This is a genomic window from Brucella sp. IR068 (genome assembly GCF_049065885.1).
Lineage (GTDB): Bacteria > Pseudomonadota > Alphaproteobacteria > Rhizobiales > Rhizobiaceae > Brucella > Brucella intermedia.
Window position 1 is genome coordinate 357,152 of sequence record NZ_JBAKHE010000004.1, and the last position, 14,333, is coordinate 371,484.

Genomic DNA, 14,333 nt, shown 5'->3' on the forward strand with positions numbered 1-14,333 from the left:
ATCCTCACGCTGTGAGCACCAGACCGGCGTCGGTATCGAAGGAAACCCAGACGCGCTCGTCATAGGTCAGCGGATTTTCGGTCCTGCGCACGGCGTTGAGGCTTGCGGCCTTGATCGTGCGGCCATTGTCCAGCCGCACATGGAACACCGTCATGTCGCCGAAATAGGCGATATCCCAAAGCTCGCCTTCCACCGCGTTTATCGAAGCATCGTCCGGCTTTTCGCGCGTGATCCGCGTCTTTTCGGGACGCACCGCATACCAGACCTTCTGGCCCGGATCGAGTTCTTCGCGGGTTTCCGTCTGGATATGAAAGCCGAATTTTTCCGTGGCGATCTCAGCCTCGCCATTGGTGGCTTTCACCACCTCACCTTCAATGATGTTCACATTGCCGATGAAGTCGGCCACGAATTTGGAGCGCGGCGCTTCATAGACTTCCGCAGGCGTCGCCACCTGCTTGATGCGCCCCTTGTCCATGACCGCGATGCGGTCGGCCATGGTCATCGCCTCTTCCTGATCGTGGGTGACGACCATGAAGGTCATGCCGAGCTTGACCTGCAGATCCATCAGCTCGAACTGGGTCTGCTCGCGCAGCTTCTTGTCCAGCGCGCCAAGCGGTTCGTCCAGCAGCAGCACCTTCGGGCGCTTGGCGACAGAGCGGGCGAGCGCCACGCGCTGGCGCTGGCCGCCGGAAAGCTGATGCGGCTTGCGCTTGCCATATTGCTCAAGCTTCACGAGCTTCAGCATTTCGGCCACGCGCGCATCGATTTCCGATTTCGCCATGCCGTCCTGTTTCAGGCCGAAGGCGATATTCTTCTCGACCGTCATGTGGGGGAACAGCGCATAGGACTGGAACATCATGTTGACCGGGCGCTTGTAGGGCGGGATGCCGCGCATGTCCTGGCCGTCCAGCGTGATGCGGCCCGATGTCGGCTCCTCGAAGCCCGCCAGCATGCGCATCAGCGTGGTCTTGCCGCAGCCCGAAGCGCCAAGCAGCGCAAAGAACTCGCGATTGAAAACATTGAGCGACAGATCATCGACGGCGGTGAAGTCGCCGAAAATCTTCGTCACATTTTCAAAAGAAATGAAGGGCTTGGCCGCAGGGTCGTTCCAAGGCGCAAACTTGCGGCGAAAACTGCCAAAAGATTCCATTCCGTTCCCCTATAAGCCTGCCGGAACCTGCATGAATATGCTGTTACAAGATTGAAAGCGGCCCCCTGATAAACAGCGAGCCGCTCTTCACGATTTTACCGGGCCTGCCCTCGGCAGGTATTACTGGCCTGTGACGATCTTGGTCCAGGCGCGTGTCACCACGCGCTGGGTCTTGGTGTCGTAAGGCGTCGGCACGAAGAGTTTCTTCATGACATCCTCGGTCGGATAGATTTCCGGATCGTCAAGGATTTCCTTTTCGATGAACTCCTGCGAAGCCTTGTTGCCATTGGCATAGAACACATAGTTCGAAGCCTTGGCGGCCACTTCCGGGCGCATCATGTAGTTCATGAATTCAAGCGCTTCCGGCACATGCTTGGCGTCTGCCGGGATCGCCATCTGGTCGAACCACATCAGCGCGCCTTCCTTCGGGATCGAATAGCCGATCTCGACGCCCTGCTTTGCCTTTTCGGCACGGTCGCGGGCCTGGAAGATATCACCCGAATAGCCGACGGCCATGCAGATATCGCCATTGGCCAGCGCGTTGATATATTCGGACGAGTGGAACTTGCGAATGTTCGGGCGGATCTTCAGATAGAGATCCTGCGCCTTCTGCAAGTCGTCAGGCGACGGGGAATTCGGGTCGAGACCCAGATAGTTCAATGCCGGGCGCAGCATTTCGCTGGCGGAATCGAGCAGGTAGATGCCGCAATCCTTCAACTTGGCCGACTGTTCCGGATCGAAAAGAACGGCCCATGAATCGATGGTGTCGGTGCCGAGCGCTTCCTTGATCTTGGCCTTGTTGTAGCCGATGCCGGTCGTGCCCCACATGTAGTTCACGGAATATTCGTTGCCCGGATCGTAGGTTGCCGCGCGGGTCGAAATTTCGTCCCACATGTTCTTGAGGTTCGGCAGCTTGTCCTTGTCGAGCTTCAGGAACACGCCTGCCGGAATCTGGCGGCCAAGGAATTCGCCCGACGGCACCACGAGGTCATAGCCGCTACCGCCTGCCAGAAGCTTCGTTTCCAGAATTTCGTTGGAGTCGTAAACGTCGTAGACGACCTTGATCCCGGTTTCCTTGGTGAAGTCCTTGAGGATGGTGTCGTCGATATAATCCGACCAGTTATAGATATTGACCACCCGCTCCTGTGCGCTCGCGGAAAATGTGGCAGCTGCGACAAGGCCCGTCACGACGGTCGTTGCCAGAAGGAAGGATTTAATCCCCATCATTTGCTCCAATCTGCACAATAAATTCCGGTGCAGGTTCAAGGTGGATATACGGTTTCTTTATTGCACTTTTTTAGATTGCGCCGCGTTCGTCAACAGGGTCGTGACAGGACGAACATAAAAATTGCATCGCAGCCCCCCGCCCCAACCGTAGGGCAAGGAGATTTGGGCTGTGCGGAGTCGAAAATGGTGGGGCTTGAGAACCGGAGCGGAGCGTAATTTGGGGTAGGTGAGCACCGAAAGCGAAAAGCCACGCCATTTGCAGGCCAGCAAAGCCGAAATATCGCGCCCTACTGGAAGTCGAAGGCAGAAAGCCCCGCCACCATCTCGTCCAGCCCGAGCGGTCGGGTCAGCGGCGGCTCGGCGCGGGTGATGCAGCCCTGTCTTTCGCACAGACGACAGGCAGGGCCGATCTCCGTATTGCCGGCCTTTGAAAGCGATGCGCCGTAGACCGTGTCGGCGCCAGCTTCCAGCGCACAACCAAGCAGCAACGCAGTGCGGCGCGGACGCTCGCTGAACGCGCCCTGCGGCCCTTCCAGCGTGCGGGCAATTGTCAGAAAGGCCGAGCCGTCCGGCAGTTCCACCGGTTCGACCAGTACCTGGCCTGCCTGGGCGAAAGCCGCATAGACCGGCAGCTTGGGACATTGCCCGCCGAAGCGGGTCGGAAAACCTTCCGCACCCGCAACGCGCAGGCGGTTGCCCGCATGGTCGATCTCCATGACGAAGAAGGGCAGCGCACTTGCCCCCTGCCGCTGCAAACTGGTCAGCCGGTTTGCCGCCTGCTGGAACGAGACCCCGAAGCGCGTGCGCAGCACGTCAACATCGTAACGCGCCCGCACGGCTGCATCGCGAAACTGGCGGTAGGGCATCATCAAGGCCTGCGCCGCATAACGCGCCAGCTCGAACCGCGCGATGCGCTTCGCCTCGCCCGATGACAGCTTCAAGCCTTCCGTTTCAGCACCGATCACCACCTGCATGCGGACAAGTGCTGCCTCCATGGCGATTTCCTGCAACTGATCGAAGGGCGACAGGCGCTCGGAAATGAAAAGCCGCTGCGAATGCCGGTCATAACGCCTGCGCCAGTTCGGCATTGTGGCAACCGGCAGCGTGCGAACCGTAATGCCGTGCTCGCGGCGCAACCAATCCTTCAGGGCGCTCGATAAATCGCCGTCCGGTTTAAGCAGGGTATAGAAACTCTCTGCCTCCTCCTCGATGCGCGGATAATGATTGACCCGCCGCGCCATCACATCGCGCACTTCATCGAGCGGCAGACGTGTGGCGGAAAGTTCCGCCCCGCTTCCCTCATGCGACAGCAATTGCGACAGATCAGACAAGCGTTGCTGCTGCTCGCGATAGGCGCGGTAAAGCTTCATGATGCCGACGGCGGCATTGGGCGCCGCCTCGCCGATCTCCACCAGTTCCTGATCGCCCGGCAGTTCGCCGGTCAAAAGCGGATCAGAAAACACTTCCTTAAGGCCCGTGATCGTGGAGCCGCTTTCTGCCTGGAGACTGTCGAGGTCGAGCTTGTAGACGCTGGCAAGCTTTAAAAGAAGCTGCACCGTCAGCGGGCGCTGGTTGCGCTCGATCAGGTTCAGATAGGACGGCGAAATGCCGAGCGCCTCGGCCATCGCCGTCTGGGTCAAACCGCGTTCATTGCGGATGCGCCTGATGCGCGGCCCGGCAAATATCTTGCGCTCGCTCAACTCGACCCTCCCGATCTTTACAATTCATGACAAGATAGATGCAAAGATCGACTTTGACAATATTTACAATTTTACACCTCTCGTCAGTCAAAACACCGACAGCATTACCTCAATTATGCGGCGGTTTTGTCGGTTTTTCTGGTGGAAACCGAAACACAATTGTAAATCTGGTCACAGAAAGAGCGCAGGAAAATTGCTCTTCCCGAACCAATTCAAAGTGTGAGGAGACACCGAAATGACAGATTTTTACAGCCTTATTCCTTCGGCACCCAAGGGTCGCTTCGACGGCATCCAGCGTGCGCATACGGCCGAGGACGTAAAAAGGCTGCGCGGTTCGGTGGAGATCAAGTATTCGCTGGCTGAAATGGGTGCCAACCGTCTGTGGAAGCTGATCCATGAGGAAGATTTCGTCAATGCGCTCGGCGCGCTTTCCGGCAATCAGGCCATGCAGATGGTTCGCGCCGGTCTGAAGGCAATCTACCTCTCCGGCTGGCAGGTTGCAGCGGATGCCAACACGGCTTCGGCCATGTACCCCGACCAGTCGCTCTATCCGGCAAATGCCGCCCCTGAACTGGCCAAGCGCATCAACAAGACCTTGCAGCGCGCCGACCAGATCGAAACTGCCGAAGGCAAGGGACTTTCCGTCGACACGTGGTTCGCGCCCATCGTTGCCGATGCGGAAGCAGGCTTCGGCGGTCCGCTGAATGCATTCGAGATCATGAAGGCCTTCATCGAGGCAGGCGCCGCCGGTGTTCACTATGAAGACCAGCTCGCTTCGGAAAAGAAGTGCGGCCATCTTGGCGGCAAGGTCCTGATCCCGACGGCAGCGCATATCCGCAACCTCAACGCGGCGCGTCTGGCAGCGGACGTGATGGGAACGGCCACGCTGGTCATCGCCCGCACGGATGCGGAAGCCGCCAAGCTTCTGACTTCCGATATCGACGAGCGCGACCAGCCATTCGTCGATTACGATGCGGGCCGCACGGCGGAAGGCTTCTATCAGGTGAAGAACGGCATCGAGCCATGCATCGCCCGTGCGATTGCCTATGCGCCCTATTGCGATCTGATCTGGATGGAAACATCCAAGCCCGATCTCGAACAGGCCCGCCGCTTCGCCGAAGCCGTGCACAAGGCGCATCCGGGCAAGAAGCTGGCCTATAACTGCTCGCCGTCGTTCAACTGGAAGAAGAACCTCGACGACGCCACGATTGCCAAGTTTCAGCGCGAGCTGGGCGCGATGGGCTACAAGTTCCAGTTCATCACGCTGGCCGGTTTCCACCAGCTCAACTACGGCATGTTCGAACTGGCACGCGGTTACAAGGACCGGCAGATGGCAGCCTATTCCGAACTGCAGGAAGCGGAATTTGCAGCCGAAGCCAACGGCTACACCGCGACCAAGCACCAGCGCGAAGTCGGCACCGGCTATTTCGATGCCGTGTCGCTTGCAATCACCGGCGGTCAGTCTTCGACCACCGCCATGAAGGAATCGACTGAAACAGCACAGTTCAGACCGGCTGCTGAATAACAGCCCGGCGACAAACAGGAGGAAGTTCCATGAATTCGCCAGCACGCGTCAAGGAAAGAGCAGAAGAACAATCTTCAAGCATGACCACGGATCAGCAGACCGTTATCCGTATGCTCGCCAACGATCTGCATCGCCTTAACTACACCGTCATGAAGGCGGTCGAGGCAGGCGTTTCCGTGGAACTGGTCCGCTCGGCCCGTCATCATGGCGGCGACGGCAACTGGGGYGATCTCTTGATCCCCGTCATCGTCACCCACGAGAAATGATGGCGCTCTCGACCATCGCCGTCGCCGCCATGTTCCTTCAYTTCGTGTGCCTTCGGCAGCACGGGAGCGGCGACGGCAACTGGGGYGATCTCTTGMYCCCCKTCATCGTCACCCACGAGAAAYGATGGCGCTCTCGACCATCTCCGTCGCTGCCATGCTCACCCATCTGGGTTTTGGCAGCGACACAATGTCCAAACGCGCGGTTGTCCGTAAAATTCGATGAAACGGACTTGATATACCACTCGCTTTATGGTCGGATTTCCTCAACTGACCTCCCCGGCTGGTCCTGCCAGTCGGGGCTTTTTTTGCCTCACGCAATCGAGACGCGGTGGCAACCGCCAATACAGCAATCTGAATCTTGACCAAAAATTCACCGAACCCCGACAAAGCGGCGTCCCATGCATTGACGCCGGTGCCTCATTGATGGTCCCTGCATCCCGGCCCGGTTTCTGTTTTCGGGTCGCCTGTAGATGGTTGGGGCGGATGCCGTAGCGCCTTGCCTCCAACCGCGGTTTGAACCGCCCCTTGCGGGGGCAAGGAATACGGAATTTTCATGTCTCTCCAATCTCTCATCGACAGCATCGCCACCAAGATCAACATCGATCCGCAGCTTGCCGAAAAGCTCGCCGGCTCGGTGTTTTCCGTGCTGCAGCACAGCGCGCCTGAAATCGGCAACAAGATTTTCGCGCTCCTGCCGGATGCGCAGCAGCTCGCCAGCGCCCACGACGTGCTCGCCAACAGCGCCGGCGGCATCATGGGTGCGTTGTCGGGCCTGATGGATAATGTGGCAGGCGAAAAGATGAGCGCGCTTTTGAAAGCTGCGGCCACGCTCCGCTCCAGCGGCCTTTCCAGCGACCAGATCACCGAAGCAGGCGGACAGGTAATCAACTATGTGCGTGACCATGACCCGCAATTGATCGACCAGTTGGTGGCGAATGTGCCCGCGCTGAAGGGCCATTTCGGCCTCTGACACATGGATTTTCTTTTGTGTGCGCTTTCTGCGACGGCGCACACAAAAGCTTGGCCAACCCATTTGTCATTGCGGCCGGTCACGGCTATCATGCCGATATCGAAATCATTTTCTGGTGATGGATGTCTGCTGATACGACGGAAAAGAAGGTTACGCGCGCGCCGCGTCGCCGTACGCCTGCCTATGTCAAATCTCTTCGCGGTGTGAAGAACTGGAAGCAGGCAACCGAATGGCTCGCCTGGCGCGACATCGAAGACATTGAATGCATTACCCCCGATCAAGCGGGGGTTGCCCGCGGCAAGATGATGCCGTCGAAGAAATTCACCTCCAATACCTCGCTGGCATTGCCCTCCGCCGTCTTCATGACGACGATTTCCGGCGATTATCCGGAAGACGGCTACGGCTTCCACTATCCGGAAGATGACGGCGACCTCAAGCTGATGCCGGATCTTTCGACCCTTTCGGCTGTGCCGTGGGAGTCCGATCCGACGGCGCAGGTCATCTGCGATCTGGTCTATCAGGATGGGCGCGCGGTGGAATTCACCCCGCGCAACGTACTGCGCAATGTGGTTGCCGCCTATAACAAGCGCGGATTGAAGCCCGTCGTGGCGCCGGAAATCGAGTTCTATCTGGTTCGCAAGAACCCCGATCCCGATTATCCGCTGACGCCGCCCGTCGGCCGTTCCGGCCGCGCCATTGGCGGTGGTCAGGGCTATTCGATTGCGGGCGTCAACGAATTCGACGAACTGATCGACGATATCTATCATTTCTCCGAAGGTCAGGGGCTGGAGATCGACACGCTGATCCACGAGGAAGGCGCAGGCCAGCTTGAAATCAACCTGCGCCACGGCGACCCGGTGGAACTGGCCGATCAGGTGTTCATGTTCAAGCGCACAATCCGCGAGGCGGCGCTGAAACACGACATGTATGCCACCTTCATGGCCAAGCCCATTCAGGGTCAGCCGGGATCGGCGATGCATATCCACCAGTCCATCGTGGACAAGAAGACCGGGCGCAACATCTTCACCAATGAGGATGGCAGCGAAAGCGAGGCTTTCCGCCATTTCATCGGCGGCATGCAGCGCCATGTGCCGAACGCGCTCGTCATGTTCGCGCCCTATGTGAACTCCTACCGCCGTCTGACGCCGGACGCTTCGGCACCGGTCAATGTCAAATGGGGCTATGACAACCGCACCACGGCTTTCCGCGTTCCGCGCTCCGACCCCAATGGACGGCGTGTGGAAAACCGCATTCCCTCCTCCGACGCCAACCCCTACCTTGCCCTTGCTGCGTCCCTCGCCTGCGGCCTGATCGGCCTTGTGAACAAGATCGAGGCGGAACAGCCTGCGACCACGAGCGTCAACACCAAGGAAATCGACCTGCCGCGTGGCCTCATCGACGCGGTGGAGCTGTTCGAGGAAGACGCCGAACTGCGCAATCTGTTCGGCAGTTCCTTCATGACCACCTATGCCGCCATCAAGCGCGCCGAATTCGAAACCTTCATGGAAGTCATCAGCCCGTGGGAACGGGAGTTTCTGCTGCTCAACGTTTAAGGGAGTAAGGGAGTAAGGGAGTAAGGGAGTAAGCAGATATGCGGGGGCGTGGCTGTGGCAATCAATTCTTATCGCGATATACTTGCGTGGCAACAAGCAATGGAGCTCGTGACGGTCATATACAAATCGACTGACACCTGGCCGAAAGAGGAAATTCATGGCCTTATCGGCCAGATTCGGCGCGCTGCCGTTTCCGTGCCAGCCAATATTGCCGAAGGTTACGGACGCGACACGCGCGGTTCCTACCAGCAGTTTCTGCGTATTGCTCAAGGCTCACTGAAAGAAGTCGAAACTCACTTGCTCATTGCTGAAAGGTTGGGTTTCATCAGAAGCGAGAAAATGGAACCCATAATGGCCAAGAGTGAAAGTGTCGGAAAACTGCTACGGCTTCTGATCCGCAAATTATCGGAAACCTGACATACTCCCCTATTCCCCTACTCCCTTAAACGGAATCGCCCATGCCCTACCAGTCCCCAATCTCGCCCGGCTATTCCTGGTACGAGGCGACCGTTCCGGACCGCCCGCAATATCCGGAGATGGATGGGTCGCGGCAGGCGGATGTCGTTGTCATCGGCGGCGGGTATACGGGGCTTTCGGCGGCTTATCATCTCGCAAGGCAGGGCGTGGACGTCACGCTGATCGACGGCGCGCGGTTCGGGGATGGGGCGTCGGGCCGCAATGGCGGGCAGTTCGGCACCGGCCAGCGCACATGGGCCGAAGACCTCGAAGCCCAATATGGCTTTGAACGCGCCAAGGCCCTCTTCGATGTGGCGGAGGAAGCCAAGGCCCATCTTCTCGCCTTTGCCGACCAGCACGGGATCGACATGGAATATGTGCCCGGCCAGATTTCGGTCGTGCACAAGCCGCGCTATCTGAAATCGTATGAGCGTCACGTCGAGCTGATGGCAAGCCGGTTCAACTATCCGCATCTGCGTCTGCTCGACCGTGGGGAAGCGGCGAGCCTGCTCGGGTCCGAACGGTATCATGGCGGCGTCTATGATGCGGGGACCGGCCACATTCATCCGCTGAAACTGCTGGTCGGAACCGCAAAAGCGGCGCAGGCGGCAGGCGCAAAACTGTTCGAAGACACCAGAGCCACCAAAATCAGCACGGCGAGCGGGCGGGTCGAGGTCGAAACCGATCGCGGAACCATCGTCGCGAAAAACGCCTTCATCGCCGTCAATGCTTACGGTGGGCTGCTGGAGCCGGTCAGCGCATCGCATGTCATGCCGATCCGCTCCTTCATCGGGGCGACGGTGCCGCTGGGCGATGACAGCCCGGTTATTCCGGGCGGTGAATCCATCGACGATTCCCGCTTCGTGGTGCGCTATTTCCGCCGCTCGAAGGACGGCAGGCTGCTTTTCGGCGGGCGCGAGGCCTATACCGCCGACAATCCGCGCGACATCAGCACTCATATTCGTCGCCAGATCGCCGAGATTTATCCGGCGCTGGACAATGTCGAAATCACCCATGCATGGGGCGGTTCGGTCGGCATAACCATGCCGCGCCAGCCCTTCGTGCGCGAGGTCATGCCGGGCGTCATTTCAGCAGGCGGCTATTCCGGCCATGGCGTCATGCTGGCCAACTACATGGGCAAGCTTTATGCGGAAACCCTGGCAGGCAATCGCGACAGGCTGAAACTGTTCGAAGAACTGCGCATCCCCGCCTTCCCCGGCGGTCGCACCTTCCGCTCGCCGCTCCTGTTCCTTGCCCTGTCATGGTATGCATTGATGGACAGGATCTAGGCCGGACTTCTTCACGAAAAAGGCGGGGTGCAGTCGGCACCCCGCCATTCTTACCATCGTCCGGTGCTTCATGTTCTACGCTACGATTGCACCTGCCTTCGCGGCCAGACGCTGATAGGTTTCCTCAACCACGTCCCGCACAGGGAGAATACCGCTCATGCACAACAGCGCATGGATGTGCTGGCGGGCACCTTCATAGCCCATCAACGGCGCATAGGGCTGCATGATGATATTGGCTTCCTCCGGATATAATTCCTGATATTCGGCAAAATTGGTAAAACTCCTGTAGCTGTCGCCGCGCATCAGGTAGGTCTCCACGGCAGCCCCTTCCGCCAGCACGGCATCATGGCTGTCGAGAACGATGTTGTAATAGTCGATCGGCTTGTCCATCGACACGCGCGCGATGCTCTGGCCGTTGACCAGATCCTTGACGCGGATCAGCACGTCATCGATGAGCAGCGCGTGGTTGGGCGAAAGATAAAGGTCGCGCTGCGGTGTTTTCCCGTCGATGGCATGGCGCCTGACGCGGATCGGCATCACGCTCTCGTCCCATTGCGTGCCGCCCTTTCTGTGGCTCTGCCAGCCGACCCACTTGATCGGGCGCGCGTCGCCCCGGACCGTCGTCACAAGATCGCCGACAGATAATGCCTCCACCGCCACCGGGCCGCCGGGCGTTTCGACCAGCGTTCCTTTCAGGAGACAATTGGCGCCGGAGCCTCCGCCGCCCCCGCCATGTCCGCCATGCCACCATTTCGTGCCCAGCGCCTGTGATGGACGGGAAGACACCGTTGCAGCAAACACGCCCAGCGCCGCAACCTTGGCGGCAGTGGCGGCTGTGAGGCCCAGAAAATGCCGTCGCGCACGACTGCGCGGCGAATGCCCGTTCTTGTCTGAAGACATGAATCCCTCCGCTCTTCTCGTTACGGCACCGGCCTGAAAATCAGCGTGGATTTCTAGCAAAGCACGATGCGCAGCTTCAAAATCCGAAGCGTCGTTCCGCGTTGCCCGGACCAGCGGCGCTTCGATGCTTTGCCCCAAGTTACGACTCCGATATTAGCCGATCCCGCCCCCGAAAAGATTCCTGCAATCAGGCCATAAGGCCTCTCGAATAGGTGTAGGTCCTACCGCTAAAGGTGAATTTTTCTGCCGTTGAGAGGCGTTGCCAGCGGTCATTCCTGCTGATCGAGGTTAAACGCTCCCCATGAAAGTGTGATTTGTAACGCGCGTGAAAATAGTATACCCCCCTATTCTAAAAAGGGAGCGTTTCCATGAGCACGCATCACCATGCCGACCATTCCGTGCGTCATCCAGTCTCCGGACACGACCATGTCTTTCTGGGAGAAAACCACCGGCGCAATGAAAAGCGGACCTGGCTCGTTATCGCCATCACGGCGACGATGATGATCGTGGAGATCATCGCCGGAAACCTTTACGGCTCCATGGCACTCACCGCCGACGGCTGGCATATGTCCACCCATGCTGCGGCGATGCTGATCGCGGCCCTCGCCTATGTTTATGCACGCAAACACGCGCATAATTCGCGGTTCACCTTCGGCACCGGCAAGCTCGGCGATCTGGCAGGCTTTGCCAGCGCCATCGTTCTGGCGCTGATCGCACTCCTGATCGGCTGGGAAAGCTTCTGGCGGTTCAGCGCACCGGTCAACATCGGCTTTCAGGAGGCCATTCTGGTCGCTGTCATCGGGCTGGTCGTCAATCTAATCTGCGCCTGGCTCCTGAGGGACGACCATTCGCACCACCATAGCCATCATCACCATGAACCGGGCCACGATCATCATCACGGTCATGACCAGAACCTGCGCGCCGCCTATATGCATGTGCTCGCCGACGCACTGACATCGGTGCTTGCCATCGCGGCGCTTCTGCTGGGCAGTCTTTATGGATGGCTTTGGCTTGACCCGGCGATCGGCATCGTCGGTGCGGTGGTGATCGCACGCTGGTCGTGGGGGCTGATCAAGGACACCGGCTCGACCCTGCTCGACTACCTGCCCGATGGAGAAGACCTGCCGGACGAGATCGCCGAAATCATCAGCCGCGAGGGCGGGGAGATCGCCGACCTGCATGTCTGGCAGCTCGGGCCGGGCCATCACGGCGCCATCGTTTCCATCATCGCGGAGGAGCCGCGAGCGCCGTCCTATTACCGGAACAAGCTTGCTGCAATCCATGATTTGTCGCATGTGACGGTGGAGGTTGAACCGCGCACCGCGTGAATGCCAGCAACATTGCCATGAAGGACCGAAGCGCTCATGACCCATACCATCCGCGAGAAGCAGAAGCTCATCAACCGCGTGCGCCGCATTCGTGGCCAGCTGGAGGGCGTGGAACGGATGCTCGAAGACGAGAAGGGCTGCGCGGAAGTCATGCAGGTGATTGCGGGCGTTCGCGGCGCGGTCAACGGGCTGATGGCGGAAGTGATCGAAGACCATATTCTCATGCATGTGGCCGATGGCGCCCTTCCGCAAAAGGAGCGTGATGAAGGCGCAGGCGAACTTGTCGACGTGGTTCGCGCCTATCTGAAATAAACCACATGTTGACATGCGCCCGAAGCAGGAATAGCTAGACAGCATGAACAAAGCACGCATCAGCACCCGGTCTTATTACGCCCCGCGCACATAGCGGCGGGTTTGCTTTGTCATAGTTCAACCGCCGCATTGCCAGCGGTTGAGTTTCAAGGACAGCGCCTCTGGCCATGCGGCCCTTAAGAGGTCAGTCCATGTCTCGCGACAGAAATCAGCATACGAAAATCGGCATTATCGGCTTTGGTGCATTCGGGCAGCTTATTGCCCGTCACCTGAACCCGTATTTCCGGCTCTATGTTTACGATCCTGCCGCAGAGCCGGAACAGACCGCACTTGTGCACGGTGTTGCCCTGGCCTCCGTGGAGCAGGTTGCGGCCTGCGATATCGTCATCCTTGCAACGCCGGTTGCAACGCTCGAAAGCGTGGTGGATAAGATCGCTCCGCATCTTTGCCCCGGCGCGCTCGTTCTGGACGTAGGCTCGGTCAAGGTCGGGCCTGCCGACATCATGCGGCGTGGCCTTCCCGCGCATGTCGATATCGTCGCCACGCATCCGCTGTTCGGTCCGCAAAGCGCGCGCCACGGCATTGCCGGACTGAAAATCGCCATCTGCCCCGTGCGCGGCACGCGCTTCCACCGCGTTGCGGCCTTCCTGAAAAAGAATCTTTCCCTCAATGTCTTCATAACGACACCGGAGGACCACGACCGCGAGGCGGCGATGGTTCAGGGCCTGACGCATCTGATCGCCCGGGTTCTGGTGCAGATGGAACCATTGCCAACCCGCATGACGACGAAGAGCTTCGATCTTCTGATGCAGGCGGTCGGCATGGTGCGCCACGATGCGCCGGAAGTATTTCAGGCGATCGAACACGCCAACCCCTATGCTCCGCAGGTGCGAAGGCACTTCTTCGCACTGGCCGATCAGATCAATGAGGAGCTGGCGCGCGCGCACCCGATGCCTGCCAGAGAGGAGGCTGCATAATCGCATCCCCCCGACAAATGCCGCTACAGGGGCATTTCGGAAGTCTGCTTGACCGTCTGGCTCGGCACGTCGGTCTTCAGGTTCTGAACGCCCTTGATCCGGCTCAGATATTCCGACTGGAAGCGGCGGTAATCCTCGATATCCGCCGCGACCACCCGGATCATCGCATCATAGTCGCCCAGCATGAAATAGCATTCGAGCACCTGCGGCAGCTTCAGGATTTCCTTGGCGAAGGTCTGCAGCGTCTCCTCGTCCTGCTGGTCCAGCCGGATGCGCGTGAAGAAAGTCAAACCCTTGCCGACCTTGGCCGGGTTCAACACGGCGACATAGCGGTCGATCACGCCCGCCTCTTCCAGAAGCTTCACCCGCCGCAAGCAGGGCGAAGGCGACAGGCCGACCTCGCGTGCCAGATCATTATTGGCAATGCGGCCATCGCGCTGCAGCACGCGGAGAATCCGTTTATCGATCTCATCCAGCTTCATTGGCTTTGAATTCCATTTATGGCGATATCTGTGGCATTTCCTGCCAAACATTGGCGCAAACCGGCGTAATTCGCAACCAAATTGCCGAAGAGAACGGTTATAGTTGCGAAACCTCTCAAGAAAGCCCGCAAGAGACTGACCAAGGGGCGGCCGCGAACCAGCGGCCAGCCACAGTATCTTGCAGCCAGATGAGACGCC

The 14,333-nt window shown here is 59.0% G+C and carries 14 protein-coding genes; 9 read left to right on the top strand and 5 right to left on the bottom strand.

Annotated elements, in window-relative coordinates; genetic code table 11:
* Positions 1-4 precede the first annotated feature (4 nt).
* The 3 genes from ACOWVS_RS09465 to ACOWVS_RS09475 all read right to left on the bottom strand — a co-directional run bounded on the left by ACOWVS_RS09465 (position 5) and on the right by ACOWVS_RS09475 (position 4,077).
* Positions 5-1,150: an ABC transporter ATP-binding protein gene (locus tag ACOWVS_RS09465; protein ID WP_063620261.1), complete on the bottom strand. Its 1,146-nt coding sequence runs from the start codon at positions 1,148-1,150 to the stop codon at positions 5-7.
* Between the two features lie 120 nt (positions 1,151-1,270).
* On the bottom strand, positions 1,271-2,374 hold the full coding sequence (locus tag ACOWVS_RS09470; protein ID WP_063620262.1) for a polyamine ABC transporter substrate-binding protein: 1,104 nt from the start codon (positions 2,372-2,374) through the stop codon (positions 1,271-1,273).
* Positions 2,375-2,664: 290 nt separating this feature from the next.
* A complete protein-coding gene (locus ACOWVS_RS09475; protein ID WP_063620263.1) occupies positions 2,665-4,077 on the bottom strand; it encodes a helix-turn-helix domain-containing protein in 1,413 nt (470 codons plus the stop codon).
* 235 nt (positions 4,078-4,312) lie between these two features.
* Here ACOWVS_RS09475 and aceA point away from each other — a divergent pair, with 235 nt between their 5' ends.
* From aceA to ACOWVS_RS09505, 6 genes are all read left to right on the top strand, one after another.
* Entirely contained in the window at positions 4,313-5,602 is a 1,290-nt protein-coding gene (gene aceA, locus ACOWVS_RS09480; protein WP_006469275.1) for an isocitrate lyase, read from the top strand.
* A 29-nt stretch (positions 5,603-5,631) separates the two neighbouring features.
* On the top strand, positions 5,632-5,868 hold the full coding sequence (locus tag ACOWVS_RS09485) for a hypothetical protein (RefSeq protein WP_006473055.1): 237 nt from the start codon (positions 5,632-5,634) through the stop codon (positions 5,866-5,868).
* A 553-nt stretch (positions 5,869-6,421) separates the two neighbouring features.
* Positions 6,422-6,838: a DUF2267 domain-containing protein gene (locus ACOWVS_RS09490; protein WP_021587386.1), complete on the top strand. Its 417-nt coding sequence runs from the start codon at positions 6,422-6,424 to the stop codon at positions 6,836-6,838.
* Positions 6,839-6,960: 122 nt separating this feature from the next.
* Positions 6,961-8,391 carry a glutamine synthetase family protein gene (locus tag ACOWVS_RS09495; protein ID WP_006469280.1) on the top strand — a complete coding sequence of 477 codons (1,431 nt, stop codon included), beginning with the start codon at positions 6,961-6,963 and terminating at the stop codon, positions 8,389-8,391.
* Between the two features lie 54 nt (positions 8,392-8,445).
* Positions 8,446-8,808 carry a four helix bundle protein gene (locus ACOWVS_RS09500; RefSeq protein ID WP_025091029.1) on the top strand — a complete coding sequence of 121 codons (363 nt, stop codon included), beginning with the start codon at positions 8,446-8,448 and terminating at the stop codon, positions 8,806-8,808.
* 41 nt (positions 8,809-8,849) lie between these two features.
* Entirely contained in the window at positions 8,850-10,136 is a 1,287-nt protein-coding gene (locus ACOWVS_RS09505; protein WP_075041844.1) for an NAD(P)/FAD-dependent oxidoreductase, read from the top strand.
* A gap of 75 nt (positions 10,137-10,211) precedes the next feature.
* Here ACOWVS_RS09505 and ACOWVS_RS09510 read toward each other — a convergent pair whose 3' ends face one another.
* Positions 10,212-11,036, bottom strand: coding sequence for a Hint domain-containing protein (locus ACOWVS_RS09510; RefSeq protein ID WP_075041914.1), 825 nt, complete (start codon positions 11,034-11,036; stop codon positions 10,212-10,214).
* Positions 11,037-11,404: 368 nt separating this feature from the next.
* Here ACOWVS_RS09510 and dmeF point away from each other — a divergent pair, with 368 nt between their 5' ends.
* The 3 genes from dmeF (at position 11,405) to ACOWVS_RS09525 (ending at position 13,653) form a co-directional block, all read left to right on the top strand.
* Complete coding sequence (dmeF, locus tag ACOWVS_RS09515) at positions 11,405-12,364, top strand: CDF family Co(II)/Ni(II) efflux transporter DmeF (RefSeq protein WP_075041843.1); 960 nt, start codon at positions 11,405-11,407, stop codon at positions 12,362-12,364.
* Positions 12,365-12,400: 36 nt separating this feature from the next.
* Complete coding sequence (locus ACOWVS_RS09520; RefSeq protein ID WP_021587391.1) at positions 12,401-12,676, top strand: metal/formaldehyde-sensitive transcriptional repressor; 276 nt, start codon at positions 12,401-12,403, stop codon at positions 12,674-12,676.
* A 191-nt stretch (positions 12,677-12,867) separates the two neighbouring features.
* Positions 12,868-13,653: a prephenate dehydrogenase/arogenate dehydrogenase family protein gene (locus ACOWVS_RS09525; protein ID WP_063620268.1), complete on the top strand. Its 786-nt coding sequence runs from the start codon at positions 12,868-12,870 to the stop codon at positions 13,651-13,653.
* Positions 13,654-13,676: 23 nt separating this feature from the next.
* On the opposite strand, the gene ACOWVS_RS09530 is transcribed toward ACOWVS_RS09525, so the two are convergent.
* Complete coding sequence (locus ACOWVS_RS09530) at positions 13,677-14,135, bottom strand: Lrp/AsnC family transcriptional regulator (RefSeq protein ID WP_006473061.1); 459 nt, start codon at positions 14,133-14,135, stop codon at positions 13,677-13,679.
* Positions 14,136-14,333: the final 198 nt, after the last annotated feature.

What these genes read in the sequence shown, in the direction of transcription:
- ACOWVS_RS09510 (WP_075041914.1), bottom strand. Translation starts at nt 11,036, where the DNA reads ATGTCTTCAGACAAGAACGGGCATTCGCCGCGCAGTCGTGCGCGACGG.
- ACOWVS_RS09495 (WP_006469280.1), top strand. Translation starts at nt 6,961, where the DNA reads ATGTCTGCTGATACGACGGAAAAGAAGGTTACGCGCGCGCCGCGTCGC.
- ACOWVS_RS09520 (WP_021587391.1), top strand. Translation starts at nt 12,401, where the DNA reads ATGACCCATACCATCCGCGAGAAGCAGAAGCTCATCAACCGCGTGCGC.
- ACOWVS_RS09505 (WP_075041844.1), top strand. Translation starts at nt 8,850, where the DNA reads ATGCCCTACCAGTCCCCAATCTCGCCCGGCTATTCCTGGTACGAGGCG.
- ACOWVS_RS09525 (WP_063620268.1), top strand. Translation starts at nt 12,868, where the DNA reads ATGTCTCGCGACAGAAATCAGCATACGAAAATCGGCATTATCGGCTTT.
- ACOWVS_RS09490 (WP_021587386.1), top strand. Translation starts at nt 6,422, where the DNA reads ATGTCTCTCCAATCTCTCATCGACAGCATCGCCACCAAGATCAACATC.
- ACOWVS_RS09470 (WP_063620262.1), bottom strand. Translation starts at nt 2,374, where the DNA reads ATGGGGATTAAATCCTTCCTTCTGGCAACGACCGTCGTGACGGGCCTT.
- dmeF (WP_075041843.1), top strand. Translation starts at nt 11,405, where the DNA reads ATGAGCACGCATCACCATGCCGACCATTCCGTGCGTCATCCAGTCTCC.
- ACOWVS_RS09465 (WP_063620261.1), bottom strand. Translation starts at nt 1,150, where the DNA reads ATGGAATCTTTTGGCAGTTTTCGCCGCAAGTTTGCGCCTTGGAACGAC.
- ACOWVS_RS09530 (WP_006473061.1), bottom strand. Translation starts at nt 14,135, where the DNA reads ATGAAGCTGGATGAGATCGATAAACGGATTCTCCGCGTGCTGCAGCGC.
- aceA (WP_006469275.1), top strand. Translation starts at nt 4,313, where the DNA reads ATGACAGATTTTTACAGCCTTATTCCTTCGGCACCCAAGGGTCGCTTC.